Annotated in this window: 16 protein-coding genes; 8 read left to right on the forward strand and 8 right to left on the reverse strand. The window is 69.2% G+C overall.

Translation table 11 applies throughout. The features are described from left to right. Position 1: 1 nt before the first annotated feature. The gene (locus ACQEVZ_RS23395) at positions 2-994 is read left to right on the forward strand and encodes an ABC transporter ATP-binding protein (RefSeq protein ID WP_433369857.1); all 993 of its coding nucleotides are present in this window, start codon (positions 2-4) and stop codon (positions 992-994) included. Positions 995-1,088: 94 nt separating this feature from the next. On the opposite strand, the gene ACQEVZ_RS23400 is transcribed toward ACQEVZ_RS23395, so the two are convergent. The 7 genes from ACQEVZ_RS23400 to folP form a co-directional block, all read right to left on the reverse strand. Then, a complete protein-coding gene (locus ACQEVZ_RS23400) occupies positions 1,089-1,562 on the reverse strand; it encodes a hypothetical protein (RefSeq protein ID WP_344514152.1) in 474 nt (157 codons plus the stop codon). Between the two features lie 48 nt (positions 1,563-1,610). Continuing rightward, a complete protein-coding gene (locus ACQEVZ_RS23405) occupies positions 1,611-1,898 on the reverse strand; it encodes a hypothetical protein (protein ID WP_360564279.1) in 288 nt (95 codons plus the stop codon). A 631-nt stretch (positions 1,899-2,529) separates the two neighbouring features. Further along, entirely contained in the window at positions 2,530-3,912 is a 1,383-nt protein-coding gene (locus ACQEVZ_RS23410) for an ABC transporter permease (protein ID WP_433369860.1), read from the reverse strand. A 110-nt stretch (positions 3,913-4,022) separates the two neighbouring features. After that, complete coding sequence (locus ACQEVZ_RS23415) at positions 4,023-4,595, reverse strand: DUF3180 domain-containing protein (protein WP_354889047.1); 573 nt, start codon at positions 4,593-4,595, stop codon at positions 4,023-4,025. Positions 4,596-4,610: 15 nt separating this feature from the next. Further along, positions 4,611-5,132, reverse strand: coding sequence for a 2-amino-4-hydroxy-6-hydroxymethyldihydropteridine diphosphokinase (gene folK / locus ACQEVZ_RS23420; protein WP_433369864.1), 522 nt, complete (start codon positions 5,130-5,132; stop codon positions 4,611-4,613). Next, on the reverse strand, positions 5,129-5,494 hold the full coding sequence (gene folB / locus ACQEVZ_RS23425) for a dihydroneopterin aldolase (protein WP_433376940.1): 366 nt from the start codon (positions 5,492-5,494) through the stop codon (positions 5,129-5,131). Before folB ends, folK begins: the two co-directional genes overlap by 4 nt. A gap of 20 nt (positions 5,495-5,514) precedes the next feature. Continuing rightward, positions 5,515-6,312, reverse strand: coding sequence for a dihydropteroate synthase (folP, locus tag ACQEVZ_RS23430; protein ID WP_433376943.1), 798 nt, complete (start codon positions 6,310-6,312; stop codon positions 5,515-5,517). A gap of 341 nt (positions 6,313-6,653) precedes the next feature. Here folP and ACQEVZ_RS23435 point away from each other — a divergent pair, with 341 nt between their 5' ends. Genes ACQEVZ_RS23435 through ACQEVZ_RS23465 form a run of 7 tightly spaced genes read left to right on the forward strand, consistent with a single transcriptional unit; the run spans position 6,654 to position 15,336 of the window. Further along, positions 6,654-6,965: a hypothetical protein gene (locus tag ACQEVZ_RS23435; RefSeq protein WP_344514201.1), complete on the forward strand. Its 312-nt coding sequence runs from the start codon at positions 6,654-6,656 to the stop codon at positions 6,963-6,965. A 59-nt stretch (positions 6,966-7,024) separates the two neighbouring features. Beyond that, the gene (locus ACQEVZ_RS23440) at positions 7,025-7,399 is read left to right on the forward strand and encodes a hypothetical protein (protein WP_327006656.1); all 375 of its coding nucleotides are present in this window, start codon (positions 7,025-7,027) and stop codon (positions 7,397-7,399) included. After that, positions 7,396-11,076: an ATP-binding protein gene (locus ACQEVZ_RS23445; RefSeq protein ID WP_433369868.1), complete on the forward strand. Its 3,681-nt coding sequence runs from the start codon at positions 7,396-7,398 to the stop codon at positions 11,074-11,076. Before ACQEVZ_RS23440 ends, ACQEVZ_RS23445 begins: the two co-directional genes overlap by 4 nt. A 23-nt stretch (positions 11,077-11,099) precedes the next feature. Further along, complete coding sequence (locus ACQEVZ_RS23450; RefSeq protein ID WP_433369871.1) at positions 11,100-13,025, forward strand: MFS transporter; 1,926 nt, start codon at positions 11,100-11,102, stop codon at positions 13,023-13,025. 6 nt (positions 13,026-13,031) lie between these two features. Then, a complete protein-coding gene (locus ACQEVZ_RS23455; RefSeq protein WP_344514138.1) occupies positions 13,032-13,574 on the forward strand; it encodes a hypothetical protein in 543 nt (180 codons plus the stop codon). After that, entirely contained in the window at positions 13,571-14,713 is a 1,143-nt protein-coding gene (locus ACQEVZ_RS23460; RefSeq protein WP_344514136.1) for a M23 family metallopeptidase, read from the forward strand. The genes ACQEVZ_RS23455 and ACQEVZ_RS23460 overlap by 4 nt, the downstream gene beginning before the upstream one ends. Then, complete coding sequence (locus tag ACQEVZ_RS23465) at positions 14,710-15,336, forward strand: hypothetical protein (protein ID WP_433369875.1); 627 nt, start codon at positions 14,710-14,712, stop codon at positions 15,334-15,336. The genes ACQEVZ_RS23460 and ACQEVZ_RS23465 overlap by 4 nt, the downstream gene beginning before the upstream one ends. Before the next feature lie 3 nt (positions 15,337-15,339). Here the strand turns inward: ACQEVZ_RS23465 and ACQEVZ_RS23470 are convergent, their stop codons facing one another. Beyond that, on the reverse strand, positions 15,340-15,954 hold the full coding sequence (locus tag ACQEVZ_RS23470; RefSeq protein ID WP_433369878.1) for a hypothetical protein: 615 nt from the start codon (positions 15,952-15,954) through the stop codon (positions 15,340-15,342). Positions 15,955-16,146 lie beyond the last annotated feature (192 nt).

Genomic DNA, 16,146 nt, shown 5'->3' on the forward strand with positions numbered 1-16,146 from the left:
CGTGGACCGTACCGCGAAGGCCGACGGCGCGCCGATCACGCTCGATCGGCTGGGCAAGACGTATCCGAACAACACCACGGCGGTCGAGGAGCTGAGCCTGGAGATCGCCGGCGGCGACGTGACCGTGCTCATCGGCCCGTCCGGCTGCGGCAAGTCGACCGTGCTCAGGATGGTCAACCGGCTCATCGAGCCGACCCGCGGCCGGGTGCTGGTCGACGGCGAGGACGTGACGCGCGCCGACCCGGTGCGGCTGCGGCGCACGATCGGCTACGTCATCCAGAACGTCGGGCTGTTCCCGCACCAGACGGTCCGCACCAACGTCGGCACCGTGCCGCGGATGCTCGGCTGGGACAAGCAGCGCATCGCCGCTCGCACCGACGAGCTGCTGGAGCTCGTCGGCCTGACGCCGAAGCAGTACGCCTCCCGCTACCCGCACGAACTGTCGGGCGGCCAGCGGCAGCGGGTCGGGTTCGCCCGGGCGCTCGCCGCGGACCCGGTGGTGCTGCTGATGGACGAGCCGTTCTCCGCCGTCGACCCGATCAACCGCGGGCGGCTGCAGGACGAGTTCCTGCGGCTGCGGCAGAGCGTGCGCAAGACGACGATCGTGGTCACGCACGACCTGCAGGAAGCGATCAAGCTCGGCGACAAGATCGCGGTGCTGTCCGACCGCGGCCACCTCGAGCAGTACGCGACGCCCGCGGAGCTGCTGGCCAACCCCGCGAACGCGTTCGTCGAGCAGTTCATCGGCGAGGACCGCGGGCTGATGCGCCTGTCGGTGACCCCGATCCCCCGCGACCGGCTGCATTCCCTGGACGGCGCGCCCGGCGACCTGCCGGCGGTGTCCGCGGACGCGACCCTGCGCGTCGCCTTCGGCGCGATGCTGGCGGCCGGCGTCGACGCGGTGGTGGTGCGCGAGGGCGATCAGCCGCTCGGGTTGCTGTCTGCCGCTGATGTACGGGTAGCGCTCGCCGAGGCCGACGCCGTCAAACGGTGACCGGCGGTGGGGAGTTCCCGCCGCCGGCGTGCCGCTCTGTCAGGCCCGCGTCTGCCGCCGCGGGCCGCTTCTCGCCGGCCCTGTTGCCGTTCTGTCAGGGCCGGCGGCCGGCCATGGTGGCGAGGCCGATGATCCAGCCGACGATGAGCCCGTAGCCGGCGCCACCGGCGGCGGCGACGACCGCGCCGCCGATCGAGGCATCAGCCAGCAGGAACGCGGTGATGAGGGCGGCCAGCGCCGCCGCGAACATGTAGGCGGCCCAGCCGGTCAGGATCGCCGAGATGGTGCCGCGCGCGCTGGCGAGCTGCGCGCCGACGAGCAGTGTGATGAACACGGCCGTGAACAGGACCAGCAGGATCGCCTTCAGATCGGCGGCGAGCAGGTCACGCACCGACTGGTCGGTGTCGAAGTTCCACGCGGGCCACGCGAGCGTCTCCAGGAACACGCCACGGTCGCCCTCGTTGACCCAGTCGACGTACCAGGGGCTGCCGAAGATCAGCACCAGGAGGAACGCCACCAGGGTGCCCGCGCTTGACGCGGTGCGGTAGCGCGAACGAGTGATTGCCATGCCCCGGATGAGTCCCGGGAAACACGTTTTATAAACAAATACCGATAGTTACTTGGCCGGCGACATGATGTAGTCGATGAACGCGGCGCGGACCAGCGGCTCGGACTCGCCATAGGTGTGGTCGGTGACCTCGCGCCACAGCGCCACGACGTCGTCGATGGTGGCGTCGAGCGAGCCGAGCCAGCCGTCCTGCGTGTCGTCGTTGCTGGTCGTGACGTGCTTGAAGAGGTCCCAGAAGAACTTCACGTCGCGACGCTGCCGGGCGAGGGCGAAGGCACGTTCGCGGAGCTCCTCGGTGGGTAGTGCGTCAAGCTCCGCAAGGGTGGCGTCGGTCATGACCACAGCTTAGCGAGACACCCGCCGCCCTGGTCGGTCGCGCTCACGCCCTCCGTCGCCGGCACCACCCGCACCCAGCGACCCGACGGCACTCGTCCGGCGTGCCACAGGCCGCTACCCCGGATATGTCCGCTCCGCGAACATATCCGAAATTTCGGTTATGTCGGTGAGCGCAGCGAGTCGACATAACCGACCCAGGGCGGCACCTGGAGACCGGAGCGAGCCGACATGCCCGCGCCAGAGAAGGAGGCAAGCCGCCACGACCGACTCGACGGCGGCGCCGAGGAGCGAAGCGGGCAGGCCACCCCGGCGAGGTCCGCCCTTCGCCCCGACATATCAGAAATTCCGGTTATATCGAGGAGCGGAGCGAGCCGACATGACCGGCTCGGCGGGGCAGGAGATCGAGCCAAGCCGACATGAGCAGCCCAGCGGCGACGCCGGAGAAGGACCCGAGCCGACATGACCGGCCCAGCGGCGGTGTCGGAGAGCGAAGCGAGCAGCCCCCGGATATGTCCGCTCCGCGAACATATCCGAAATTTCGGTTATGTCGGGGAGCGCAGCGAGTCGACATAACCGACCCAAGGCGGCACCTGGAGACCGGAGCGCGCCGGCATGAGCGGCCCGGCGCGGTTCAGCGGTTGCTGCCCCAGCGCTCCTCGACGCCCCAGTCCTCGTCGGTGCTGCGGGCCGGCAGCTGGCTGGTCCAGCCGCCGGTGCGCGACGCCGACCAGGCGCTGTCCGGCTCGGCCTGGCTCGACCCGTAGCCGGCGGTCGAGGTGCTCGGCGTCCAGACCTGCTCCTCCTCGACGTCGTCCTCCACGGTCCGCGGCCGGCCGAACGTCTCGATCAGGCGGGTCACGACCAGCCCGATGGCGATCGCGCCACCGCCGACGGCGAGCGGAGCGATGTTCCACTGCTCGGCGGCGGAGTACTGGAACAGCAGCGTGATCGCGGCGACCGCGAGGACGGTGCCGAGCACGCCGCCGCGGCGGCCGTAGACGGAGGTGCCGCCGAGCAGGGCCGCGCCGAGGGCGAGGATGGTGAGGGAGAGCCCGGCCGCGGCCATGCCGTTCTGGGTGGTGGTGACCTCGCGCTGGTCGAGCGCGGTCAGCACGCCGGCGAAGGAGGCGAGCAGGGCGGAGCCGGCGATCGCGAAGCCCGTGATGGTGGCGGCGCCGCCGCCGCGGCGGCGGGCCGGGTCGGCGACCGGGCGGAAGCGGCCGACCGCGCGGCGGACCGGCCGGATCAGGCCGATGGCGCTGCCGGCGACGGCGACGAGCACGACCCCGAGCATCCACCAGAGTGCCTGGTCGTGCGGGTCGTACGCGCCGGTGACGACCTTCTCGTCGTTCTGGTCGGCGATCCAGGCCATGAGCGCGACCGCGACGCCGAGGCTGGCCGCCCAGCCGGGCACGTGGAAGCCGACGACCAGCACCGCGATGACCACGCCGACGCCGAGCGCGATGAGGGCGGTGATGCTGGCGGTCATCGCCAGGCCACGGTCGGAGTTGTCGGCGAAGAACAGCGCCGACGCGTACGCGATCGGGCCGAGCGCCAGGTTGGCGGCGCCGGCACGTAGGGTGAGCCCCATCGCGATGCCGACGAGCCCGAGCTCTGCGCCGGCCAGCAGCAGCGACTCGAGCTCAGTGCCGCGCAGGGCCTCCGGTCGGGCGTCGCGCAGCAGGTATAGCAGCGACACCGCGGCGAGGAGCAGCACCATCTCCCAGAGCGCGTGGACGGCCAGCCGGTCGCGGCCGGGCTCGCCGTGCTCCGGGTCGTCGAAGACGTCGCCGAGCTGCGCCGGGCTCGGCGCGGCGCGCCTGGCGGCGAGGCCCAACGTGCTCTCCGACGGCGGGACGCTGTAGTCGGTGTTCGCCGCGTACGACCCGGGGGTGTAGACGGACTGGTTCGAGACCCCGAGCGTGGGAGCGTCCTCGGGCACCCCGCCCGAGCGGAAGTCGGGCTCCTCCCGGAACCCGGGCTCACCGCGGAACCGCGAGTCGTCGTACGCCATCGCGCGCGCCTCCTGCCAGCCGACGACCGGTTACGCGTCGCACAGTAACCGCGGATTGTGGCCTGCGACAGTCTTTGGGCGAGGAAGACGGCAGTGTTTATGCCAGATCTCTATCGATCGAGGCTTTCGTCCTCGCTGCGATCACCCTCCCGGCGTCCGTCCATGCGGCCCTGCCTGGGAAGATCCTTGTCTCGCTGGCTGGGTGGCACCTGGCACGACCGCTCCAGCCACAGCGCGGCGGCGAGCAGGACGATCGATGCGGCGACGCCCAGCAGCGCCTGCGGCAGGTTCTCCGAGACCTTGGCGAGCACGCCCCGCTGGGTCAGCAGCCACGACGACATGCCCAGGTAGAGGCCGCCGAACAGGGCCGCGACCAGCGCCGACGCCTTGCCGAGCACCGCGTACCGCGCGATGACCAGCGGCTGGAGCGGGCCGGCGCCCTCCTTGCGGAGGATCCGGTTCCGGGTCGAGTACGCCTCGAAGCCCTCGAAGATCGCCAGGCCGATCAGCGTCAGCGGCGGCAGCCACGGCAGCGTCGGCAGGCTGTTCCACAGGCTGCTGATGCCGATCCAGGCCAGCGCGGTGGTCGCGAGCGCTGCGATGACGAGGGTGGCCGGCCTGGTCGGCTCCATCCGGCCCTTGGGTCCGTTCGCGTTCGGTTCGTCGGGTGGCGGCGTGGCCATCGGCTCGGCTCCAGATCACGAATCGAGGTGGATGTCTTCCCGCGGGCGCAGGTCGGCGAGGTCGGCGGCGACCGGGGCGGCCCGGACCAGCTCATACAGCCATCCGTGGCCCGGCACCTGCCCGTAGGGCTGGATGTCGAGCCACGGCCGGAGCACGAACGCCCGGAGATGCGCCCGCGGGTGGGGCAGAGTCAGCTCCGGGTCGTCCGACACGACCGGCCGGTCGTCGTCGTCCCAGACGGCGATGACGTCCACGTCAAGCGTACGCGGGCCGAAGCGCCGCTCCGGATCGCGCACGCGACCGGCGGCCTGCTCCAGCCGGTGGGCGCGGTCGAGCCAGTCGCGGGGCGTCGCGGCCGGGTCGACGGCCAGCACCACCGCGTTGAGGTAATACGGCTGGTCGGCATCGCCCCACGGGGGTGTCTCGTAGACGCCGGAGACCGCCCGGACGGCGTCGCCGAGTCCCGCGACGGCGCCGCGCAGGTTGGCCTCGCGGTCGTCGAGGTTGCTGCCCAGCGACAGCACGGCCCTGGTCACGGCCTCGCCCGCCGGATGGTCACGGCGACGTCGGCGAAATCGTGCGGGATCGGCGCCTGGGGCTTGTGCACGGTGACGGTCGCCGCCCGTACCCGCGAATCCTCCAGGCAGGAGCCGGCGAGGCGGTGGGCGAGGGTCTCGATCAGGTTGACCGGGTCGCCCGCGACGATCTCCGCGAGCCGTCCGGCCAGCTCACCGTAGTGCACGGTGTCGGTGACGTCGTCGGACTCCGCGGCGGGGGCGAGATCGAGCTCCAGGATCACGTCGATCACGAAGTCCTGGCCGTCGCGGCGCTCGAAGTCGAACACGCCGTGGTTGCCGCGGACCCGCAGCCCCGTCAGGGTGATCCGGTCAGCCGTCATGCCCTTGTCATCCTCATTCGTCACCGCGCCGCCTGTACGGCCTGCCACACCTTGATCGCGTCCACGTTGCCACGGACCTCGTGGACCCGCACACCCCAGGCACCCGCCGCGACGGACAGCACGGTGGTGGCGATCGTGGCCGCCTCGCGCTCCTCGGTCGGGCGCGGGGAGCCGTCGGCGGCCTGCAGGAGCCGCCCGAGGTGCGACTTGCGGCTCGACCCGACCAGCACGGGGTAGCCCAGACCGATGAGGTCCGGCAGGTGCGCGGCGAGCCGCCAGGTGTGCTCGGCCTTCTTCGCGAAGCCCAGCCCGGGGTCGAGGATCAGCCGTTCGGGTGCGACGCCGGCGGCGACGGCCTCGTCGACCCGCTCCAGCAGTTCGGCACACACCTCTTTGACGACATCGTCGTAAACGGCCAGATCGGCCATCTTGCGCGAGTGGCCGCGCCAGTGCATGAGCACCCAGGGGCAGCCGGCGTCGGCGACCACGCGGGCCATGTCGGGGTCGGCGAGCCCTCCGGAAACGTCGTTGACCAGGGCGGCACCGGCGGCGACGGCCTCGGCGGCGACCGCCGCGCGGGTGGTGTCGATGCTCATCATGACGCCGGCCGCGGCCAGCTCGCGGATCACCGGCAGGACCCGGTCGAGCTCGGTGCGCGCGTCGACCCGGTCCGCGCCCGGGCGGGTGCTCTCACCGCCGACGTCGATCACGTCGGCGCCCTCGGCGACCATCTGCATGGCGTGGTCGACCGCGGCGCCCAGATCGGCGTAGCGGCCGCCGTCGGAGAAGCTGTCCGGGGTCACGTTGAGCACCCCCATGACCACGGGGGAAGGACGGCGAAGGAGCGTCACCTGAATGAAGGTACTCACCTCCGGTCAGTCACCTGTCCCCCACCAGGGGTAACCGCTCAGGCGCCTCATCCGCAACACTGATCACGGACCGGTCAGCTTGTTGGAAAGAGGGCTGCAACGTACTCTCTGCAAGTGAACGTTATTCGGACCGTTAAACCCGACAATGGGCATTTAGCAGGGCAAACGCCCGGATAAGGTTCCGCTGGAGGGCGACACAGCAGCCGGGGTCGTATGACCGGGTCGTCTTATCAGCGAGGCTTAACGCGCGGCGTGCACCTCGCCCGTCGCGCCTCCGGGGAGGTCTGATGATGTTGTTGGAGATCGGCCACGCGTTGTGGGGGGAGACGACCCGCGTCGCTGATGCGATCGCTCTGGCGCCGTCGCCCGAACCCGCACCGAAGACGATCAACACCGACGGCATTCTGCAGTTCTTCACCACGAAGATCGTGCCGATCCTCCTCGCGGCGCTCGGCGTGATCTTCATCGGTCGGGCCAGCAAGGGCGAGGTCTCCCGGGTGCTGACCAGCTCCGCCATCGCGATCATCGGGCTGGCCTTCGTCGCGGGCGCCGCGTCGCTCTTCTTCTTCGGCGACTCCCTCGTCAAACTGCTCTTCAACTAGAGCTGCCGTGCCTTCCGGACTCACTGCTGAGCCTCACTGCTGAGACGAGTGAACAAGACATGCGGCTGCGCACCGACGACGACATCTACCGGGCCCGCCTGGTCTACCTCGGGCCGCCCGGCTACACCCTGCCCATCCAGCTGCCCTATGCGCAGTACGGGGTGTTCGCGCTCCTGGTGCCCCTGTTCATGTTCATCCGTTACCTGATCACACTGCAGGTCGACTACTTCCCCGCCTACGAGATCGCCCTCGCGATCGTGGCGACGTCGCTGATCTTCCGCTACGTCGACCCCGATCGTCCCGCCCGGATGGTGGTCCGCACAGCCCTGACCGACTGGCGCCACACCCGGGAGCCGAGCCACGAGCAGCGTGACGCTCGGCTCGTGGCCACCAGGGTGCGTATCCGCCCGGAACTCACCGGTGATCTCGCATGACCAACCCGCCTCCCCGCCGTCCTGGGGGCTATTCCAACCAGCCGGACGTCGATGACGACGCTGCGCACACGTCCGATTACGACGGTGGCCTGCGGGCCGCCGCCGAGGGCGGTCGCGTGGCGATGTTCCGCGGGCCGGCCCGCGGCCCGTCGGCCGACCGCCCGGCGAGCGCGCCTCCGGCGGCCGACGTCGACTCGCCGTTCCTCGGGCTGTTCGACGACCCGCCGGGCGGGCGGCCGCGCGACCGCGTGACGGCCGGCGACCCTGGCAACCGGCCGATCTCCGGCATCCCGGTGTCGGCGGCCCCGACGTCCGGCGCCGGGCGGGCCCCCGAGGACCTGCGGGCGCCGAAGCGGGTGGTGCCGCGGACAGAGGCGCTGCCGTCCTCCGCCTCCCCTTCCGCCGCTCCGACGTCTGCGGTCCCCTCGTCCGGTTCCGCTTACGACCGGCGGTTGGCCCCGGCCGAGCGGCGGCTGGTGGACGCCGCTGAACGGCGGCTGCTGGACGCGGCCGCCGAGCGGCAGCAGGCGGACGTCGCCGAGCGGCGGCAGATCGAGGCCGCCGAGCGGCGGCAGGTGGATGCCTTTGAGCGGCGGCAGTTGGACCGGGCACCGGCCGACCCACCGCCCGCGCTCCCTCCGGCCGCCCGATCCGGACCGCTGACGGCCGCCGAGCGCCTGGAGCGCAGCGGCGAGCACCCGGACGCCTTCGACTGGAGCGGCGAGCACCCGCGGCTCCCCGGCCGGCTGGGCACGGGCGAGCACCCGCAGGTCCCCGGACGATCAGGCACCGGCGAGCACCCGCAGTACCCCGGACGGCCGGGCACCGGTGAGCATCCGCGGCTTCCCGGCAGGCCGGGCACGGGCGACCGCGCGCCCGTCGAGCGGCAGCGGCCGGCGCAGCGGCAGGCGCAAGATCGCGCTCCCCGTCTGACCACACCGGCGATGGGCGACGGCGGCAGTCGTACAGGCGCCAGAACCGCAAACGGGAAAGTCGTGCCGGGCAAGGACCTGGTGCCCCCGGCGCGCCGCTCGAGCCCTCCGCCCAAGCAGCCCGCCCGGCCCACCGGCAAGCGGACGCCGCTGGACCGCACGCCGAAGCCCCGGGTCAGGGACCGGCAGCCGTCGATCGACCTGGCGATCACCGAGATCGCCGGGCACCTGACGTTCACACCCAACACCGTCACCGCCTGGTACTGGCTGCCCGAGGTCCGCTGGGCGTTCCGCCCCGACGCCGAGCGCGAGGCGCTGCTGTCGGCGATCTCCGAGCAGTACGCCGGCCTCGCCGGTTTCCGCCTGCACCTGCGCCGCACGACCCGGCCGTTCCCCGCCGACCAGTGGGCGCGCGTGGTGGACAACAACACGCCGTTCCCGCTGCCCACGGCCGGCGCCGGCCCGTCGTGGACCGACCACCTGGTCGCCGCGCAGAAGCACCTCCTGGCGATCAACCACGCCGAGGGCCAGACGTACCTCGGCATCTCCTTCGCCCGGCGCACCCTCGGCGACACCTTCGCCGAGCGCATCGGCGCCCTCTTCCGCCGCGGCGTCGCCGACGCCGAGCGGCGCCGGATGGCACGGACCGTCGAGCAGTTCGACGAGGTGCTCGGCGCGTTCGGCATGCGCGGCCGCCGGGTCACCGCCTACGAGCTGGAGTGGCTGCTCTACCGCTCCGTCGCACTGTGCATGTCGCCGCCGGCGCACGTCACCTCGCTGGACGGCGGCTGGGACCGCGGCGACCTGCTCGCGCTGACCGAGCAGGTGGAGCGCTACCGGACGCCGTACGGCTCGACCGTCAAGCTGGTCAACCGGGTCAGCGGCGAGGAGCGGCACGTCGCCGTCCTCACCGTCGGCCGCATGGAGCCCCTGGAGATCCCCGAGCGGCACGAGCCGTGGCTGCACTTCCACGAGCGGCTGCCCTGGCCGATGGAGCTCTCCTCGCGGATCGACATCCTCGGCCCTAACGACTCGTTCCGTAACCTCGAGCACCGGCTCCGGTTGATCCGCTCCCAGCAGGCCGACTACAGCGAGCACGGCATCGACGCCCCACCGGAGCTGGAGCGGCTCGCCAAGCGCGCCCTCACCATCGGCGACGAGATCAGCACCGGCCTGCCCGTCGACTCCTCGCGCGCGCACGGCTGGCACCGCATCGCCGTCGGCGGCCGCACCCGCGAGGAGTGCCTGGAGCGCGCCCGCCGGGTCACGCAGATGTACTCCCGCGAGATGCGCGTCGCCCTGCAGCACCCGAAGCAGCAGGACTGGCTCGCGCGCGAGTTCATCCCCGGCGAGCCCCTGGCCAACACCGGCTACCTGCGCCGCATGCCGGTGAAGCTCTTCGCCGCCGCCCTCCCCCAGGCCGCCTCGACCGTCGGCGACCGCCGCGGCGACCTCATCGGCCGCACCGCGGGCACCTCCCGCCGCCCTGTCTTCCTCGACCTGCACTTCCCGATGGAGGTCCGCGAGCGCTCCGGCCTCGCCGTCTTCGTCGCTGAGCCCGGCGGTGGCAAGTCCACCCTCATGGGCGCCCTCGGCTACCTGAACGCCCGCCGCGGTGTACAGGTCACGCTGCTGGACCCCTCAGGGCCGCTCGCCCGCCTCTGCGCGATGCCCGAGCTCGCCCCGTACTCGCGCGTCCTGAACCTCACCGGCTCGGAGCAGGGCACCCTGGCGCCCTACTCGCTGATCCCCACCCCGCAGCGCGGCCACTACGTCCCCGGCCCCTCCGGCGACCGCGAGTTCGAGATCGCCATCTCCAACGCGCGCGCCGAGCGCCGCATGCTCGTGCAGGACATCTGCATGATGCTGGTCCCGCCGCAGGTCGCCCGCGAGGCCTCGACCGCCACGATGCTCCGCCACGCCGTCCGCCAGGTCCCGGCCGAGGAGTCGTCGACCCTGGAAGACGTCATCCGCTCCCTGCGCGACACCGGCGACCACGACGCCCTCGAGCTCGGCAACCTCCTCCTGGACACCGCCGAGATGCCCCTCGCCATGCTCTTCTTCGGCACCCCACCGGCCGGCCTCCTCGGCGCCGACGCCACCCTCACCGTCATCACCATGGCCGGCCTGCGCCTACCCGACCTCAAGATCGAGCGCGAGTACTGGTCCGCCGAGGAGTCCCTCGCCCTCCCCATGCTCCACACCGCCCACCGCCTGGCCGTCCGCCGCTGCTACGGCGGCGACATGACCCAGCGCAAGCTCGTCGGCCTGGACGAGGCCCACTTCATGGAAGGCTGGCGCTCCGGCCGCTCCTTCCTGGTCCGCCTCGCCCGCGACTCCCGCAAGTGGAACCTCGCCGCCCTGGTCGCCTCCCAGAACCCTCGCGACATCCTCGGCCTGGACGTGCAGAACCTGGTCTCCACCGTCTTCGTCGGCCGCATCGCCGAGGACTCCGAGATCGCCGCCGAGGCCCTCCGCCTCCTGCGCGTCCCGACCGACGTCGGCTACGAACAGACCCTGGCCGCCCTTTCCCAGGTCGACACGTCCTCATCCTCGCGCCTCGGCTTCCGGGAGTTCGTCATGCGCGACGTCGACGGCCGAGTCCAGAAGGTCCGCGTCGACGTCTCGTACGTCCGCGACCTCCTGCGCTACCTCGACACAACCCCAGGCGGCATCCCAACCGGCGACACCGTCGGCGGCGAGATCGTGGACATCCACGACGACGACTCGGAGGTCGACCGGTGAGACGCCTGCCCGTGCACGCAGCCGTGGTCATCGTCACCGCCCTGGCAACCCTCTTCGCCGGCCCCATCTCCCCAGCCACCGCCACCCCAGCCCGCGCCCCAGGGGACCCGTTGTGCACGGTCCAGGAATGGAGAGTACCGGGGAACTTCGAGAACTGCGCCGATCGATTGCAGGTAGACGTCCAGTCTCGAATTAGCTGCCTGGACGCACCAACTCCGAGCGCGCCAGATTCAGGCATGGCGGGCTGGTTTGCCAGCCGACCCAAAACCGGCACAGGCCTACGCTTTGCCTACCGCTATAGCGAGTATGGATACGCCGGTTACGACTTTTCGACCTACGACTTGAAATGCGCTTCAGTAGTCAGGAATCCAAGCGCAGAGTTCGAAGGAACGATTGCCAACGGCGAATTCCTCGTTGCAACTTCGATCATTGGGGCATCTAACGCTCTGCGAGAGCGGGCGTGGGATCCGTCAGCGACTTGGGGTTGGGCGGATCCTCTCGTCGAGACCGCAACCAAAGCAGTATACGAAAAAGTCTTCACTGCTTTTGGCGCAGTAACATTGACCATTGTCGGAATGTACCTACTCTGGCGCTCACGGCAGGCAGATCTCTCCGGTGCGGTGACCACGGCGGGCTGGGCAATCTTTGTGATGGTCCTCATCACGGGCATAGCATCATGGCCGCAACTCTCTGCCGGTCTCGCCGACAAGACGTTGATCGGCAGCCTTGGCGTAATCCACGACGCCATCGGCCCACCTGACGAAAGCATCCCGGCAGATAAATGCCGTAACCCCGAACCAAAAGCGTGCATAGACATACGACCTCCAGCGGCGCGGGCAAGCGACACGGTCGTTGACGGACTTCTGTATCGAAATTGGCTTCGCGGGACACTCGGGTCCGCGGACAGCATCACAGCCCAAAAATATGGCCCCGCACTATATGACGCAAAGTCCTTTAGTTGGGATGAAATTGACAGAATTCGCGCCGCCGAGTCACGGGCTCGCGAAAGCGAAGAAGAACGAATCCGCCTGAAGCGCCCTGGGCCAGCTATCGAGTCAAACGAACGCAAGATTCTGACTGATCAGAAGAAGAAGCGTTGGATGCAGGTCGCCGAACAGATCAAGACGGAAGATCCTGAGGCGTACGAGCACCTCCAAGGCAGCAATGGCATGGACCGAATCGGCGCCGGATTCCTTGCGATCCTCTCCGCACTGTTCTTCGCCTTATTCGACCTGACCGCATCGGTGCTCGTTTTCCTCGGATTCTTGATTTTCCGATGGGCCGTAATCGCGGCACCAATCCTGGGCACTGTCGGCCTTCTACGCCCAGCAAATGCGGGCCTTCGCCGACTCGGCAATGCGGTGATCGCGGCGATATTCAACATCGTCATCTTTGGAACAGGATCAGCAATCTATCTGCTGGCAGTTACATTGATTCTCGGAACTTCTTCGCTTGCCGGGTGGCTGCAGGTTTTGCTTATTTGGCTGACTGGAGTCGTCGGCTGGCTGTTGCTGCGGCCTTACCGGCGGATCACGCAGCTCGGTGGGAAGGATTCCACTCGCGCCATCACATCCGCTGGTAGCTGGCACCGGTTGTTCTTGCGGGACGTGCGGCAGGCTGCGGCGCTCAAGGTCGTTGACGCCGGTGGAACGAATGAGCCGCGGCAACGTGGGGACAGCCTGCCGGGACATCAGCGGCCAGAGCACCGGCCGGAGACGCGGGACGAGGACGTCGTGGCGGTCGGTGGAGGTGGCGACCGGACGCGTCCTGAGGAGCGGACGACGCGGCAGGACGGTCCGCAGCGACGGCGGCGGGAGCCGACGTGGGAAGAGCCCGACTTGCCGCAAGAGACCGCGCCGTCGTATTCGATCTATCGGCCCGACTCCGAACGGTCCACGTCCGACCGGTCGCCGACGCGACGGCCGGAGTCGGCGAACTTGCCGGGGTGAGCGTCCATGCGTACGGTTCTGCGTCTGCTCGGCACGCGGTACGGCATCGCCATGGTCCTGATCGTTGTTGTGCTGATCGTCGTGGGATTCGGCCGCACCGTCTTCACGGACGATGACGGGACCGGCAACGACGCACTCGGACCTACCGTTGCTCCCGCAACGACGACGCCGGACCCGTACAACTCGCTCGGTGACGACGGTGTCGTGGAGGAGCCGAGTTCGGCGGCGCCCTCCCTGAGCAAGGGGGCCGCCGACGCGAGCACGGTGGCCACTCGGTTCGCGAAGGCCTGGCTGCGCAAGCCCGGTATTTCCGGCGCCCAATGGCGGGACGGGTTGAAGCCGGACGCGACGAACGAACTGATGGAAGACCTGGCCGACACGGATCCGAGCGACGTCCCTGCCGCTACGATCACCGGCTCTACGGTCGTGGAGAACCTCGGACAGGTCGCTACCGCCAAGGTTCCGGCTGATGGCGGAACGATCATCCTGCAGCTCGAGGCCATCGGTGGCCGCTGGCAGGTCACCTCGCTGGACTGGGAGGTGGCGTGACCGACTTCGAGACCGCTGACGAGCACGGTGAGGGCGGACAGCGAAGGCTCCGCCCTGCGCTGCTGGTGGCGCTCGCCGCGGTACTGATTCTGGTCTGCTGCGGCGGAGGCGTGGTGTCGTTCTTCCTCGACGCGGCGAACAAGACCGTCACCTACGATTCCGGCTGCGGCAACGGGAAACTGGTCGACGTGGCGGCAGAGATGCCGAACCATCGCAGGCTCGGCCAGGAGCAGGTACGTAATGCGGCGATCATCGTGCGGGTCGGGCAGGATCTCAATGTGCCGCCCCGGGGCTGGGTGATCGCCGTCGCGACGGCGATGCAGGAGTCATGGCTCCGTAACCTGCCGAATCTGGGCGCTCGCAACGACCACGACTCACTCGGGCTCTTCCAGCAGCGACCCAGCACCGGCTGGGGTACACCCGAGCAGATCATGGATCCGAAGTACGCGTCGCGGAAGTTCTACGAGAAGCTGGTGACGATTCCCGGCTGGCAGACCATGAGCCTGACTCGCGCCGCTCAGAAGGTGCAGCGCAGCGCGTACCCCAATGCCTACGCAAAGCATGAGGAACTGGCCTCGACGGTGGTCAACTCCTTGACGGGCGGCGCAGCCCGCGCGGTCGGCGATCAGACCGACCTGCAATGCGTCAGTGCCGGCCAGATCGCCGCCTCTGGCTGGACGGCACCGGTCAAGGGAAAGGTGGGGTCAGGGTTTCGGACCGCCTCCCGCCCCACTCATCAGGGCGTCGATCTCATCGTTCCGCGAGGTACCGTCATCCACGCTGCGGCGGCGGGGCGTGTCATCAAAGTGCGCTGCGACGCGATCGGCCCGAACGGTAAACCGTGGGGCTGCGACCGGGATGGTTCACCATCCGTTCGTGGCTGCGGCTGGTTCGTCGACATTCTGCACGCCAATGGCATCATCACGCGGTACTGCCACATGGTGAAACAGCCGAGCGTCGTGGTGGGCCAAAGCGTTGCGCCCGGTCAGGAGATCGGGCTCTCGGGCACGACCGGACATTCTTCGGGTCCTCACGTGCATTTCGAGACGCACCGGAACAGCGACTCGAGCAAGAACGGCGCGATGGATCCAGTTCAGTTCATGCAGCTGATGGGGGCGCCACTGGGAGGGGAGCCGTGAGCGGTTTCCCGAGCGATGATCTACCCGACTGGGATCTGATTGCCGGCGGCGCCGAACGTGCTCCTGTAGGCATCGAACTGGTGCCTGCCGTGTCCGTTCGCGACCTCCGCGGGCACCGGGCGATGGTTGGCATGCCGGGTCTTGGCTGGCGGGGTGATCTGCGGGTCGATGACCCGGTGGTGCAGGCGAGCCGGACCTATGTGCCGGCGTTGCCGGAGCAGGAATGGTACCGAGCCGAAGCGGAAAGAACCGAGGTCTTTGCGCCGCTGGTGCCGATCGAGCGGGTGTGGGTGGAGCGGACGTCTTCGGCTGTGACCCCCGCCGAGGGGCGTTCGGACCTGGTGGGACGGCTCGTTTCGCTTGACGTGCCGCCGCCTCGGCCGCCTCGGCCGATTCGGGAGGTCGGGGTGGTAACCGGACTCCGCGTCGTACGCGTCCCAGGCCCTGACAACAAGGCCGGGAGGGACGAGCGGGACCTTCGAGCGGTGACAGAGCCGTACAGCAGCACCGAGGGCGACATCTGCGTGCGGGTCTGTAAAGAGTTGGACTGGTATCGGTGGGCTTGGAGCGGACAAACACCGAAGACCCTTGAACTGCCGATCCACCTAATCTGGATCGAGTAGGCGCTACAGCTGCTCCGCACTGCAGATCAACCAGCTGCGGCTCTTTTCCAGCAGGAAACGCCATTCCTGCAAAGAAACAGTTTCACGTCCATCCGACTCTGGCACGAAGACGTTCAGCGTCGCCCTAACCTCTGCCTGAGTCCCGACGGCATTTACATCGAATCGAGCAGGCTTCACCGTAATCCTAATGGCGAATTTTGCCTCCCGCTCTTTGACTGCAGCGAGCGCAGCATCTACTTCCTTAAGGCTAGCAGTGGGACACTCGAAGAGCTTCGCTCGAATGTTGTCTCTGGAGGAAAATTTTGCCTCGATATATTGCTCGAGAACACCTTCGGGCGTGCTGCGGTCGGGGGTGGTGGCTTTGTCGTACAGGATGTACGCGGTGATTGAGCCGCCCAGGCAGAGGCCGGCGGCGGCTACTGCGATCACAAGGAGCAAGGTCTTACGGAGGCCGAGGCCTCGCTTCGGGGGGCTGGATGGCGGGGTGGGGGCGGGGCGGCCGAGGGGCTCGTCCTTGCCGATGATCTCGCCTTCGAGGACCTCGTCGCTGCCGGGGCGGGATCTCGGGATCGACCTGCCCTGATCGAGGTTTGGCTCGTTCGGCTTCGATGCGTCCACGGTTCAGAGGCTATCGGGCCGCATCGAGGCTGGCACGCTCCCACGCGCTCTGAGGGATCGGCGGGGGTGGGTGCAAGATCGGGAGGGGGTGGGGTGTGGTTGGGAGGGTGTGGCGGTCACCTGCGGGAATACAAGACTCCCAGTGCGCCTACTGACTGCTTCCGCGGACTGCGTTACCGTTCCGGCATCTGC

It is taken from the genome of Dactylosporangium sp. CA-152071, assembly GCF_050936335.1.
GTDB classification, from domain to species: Bacteria; Actinomycetota; Actinomycetes; order Mycobacteriales; family Micromonosporaceae; genus Dactylosporangium; species Dactylosporangium maewongense.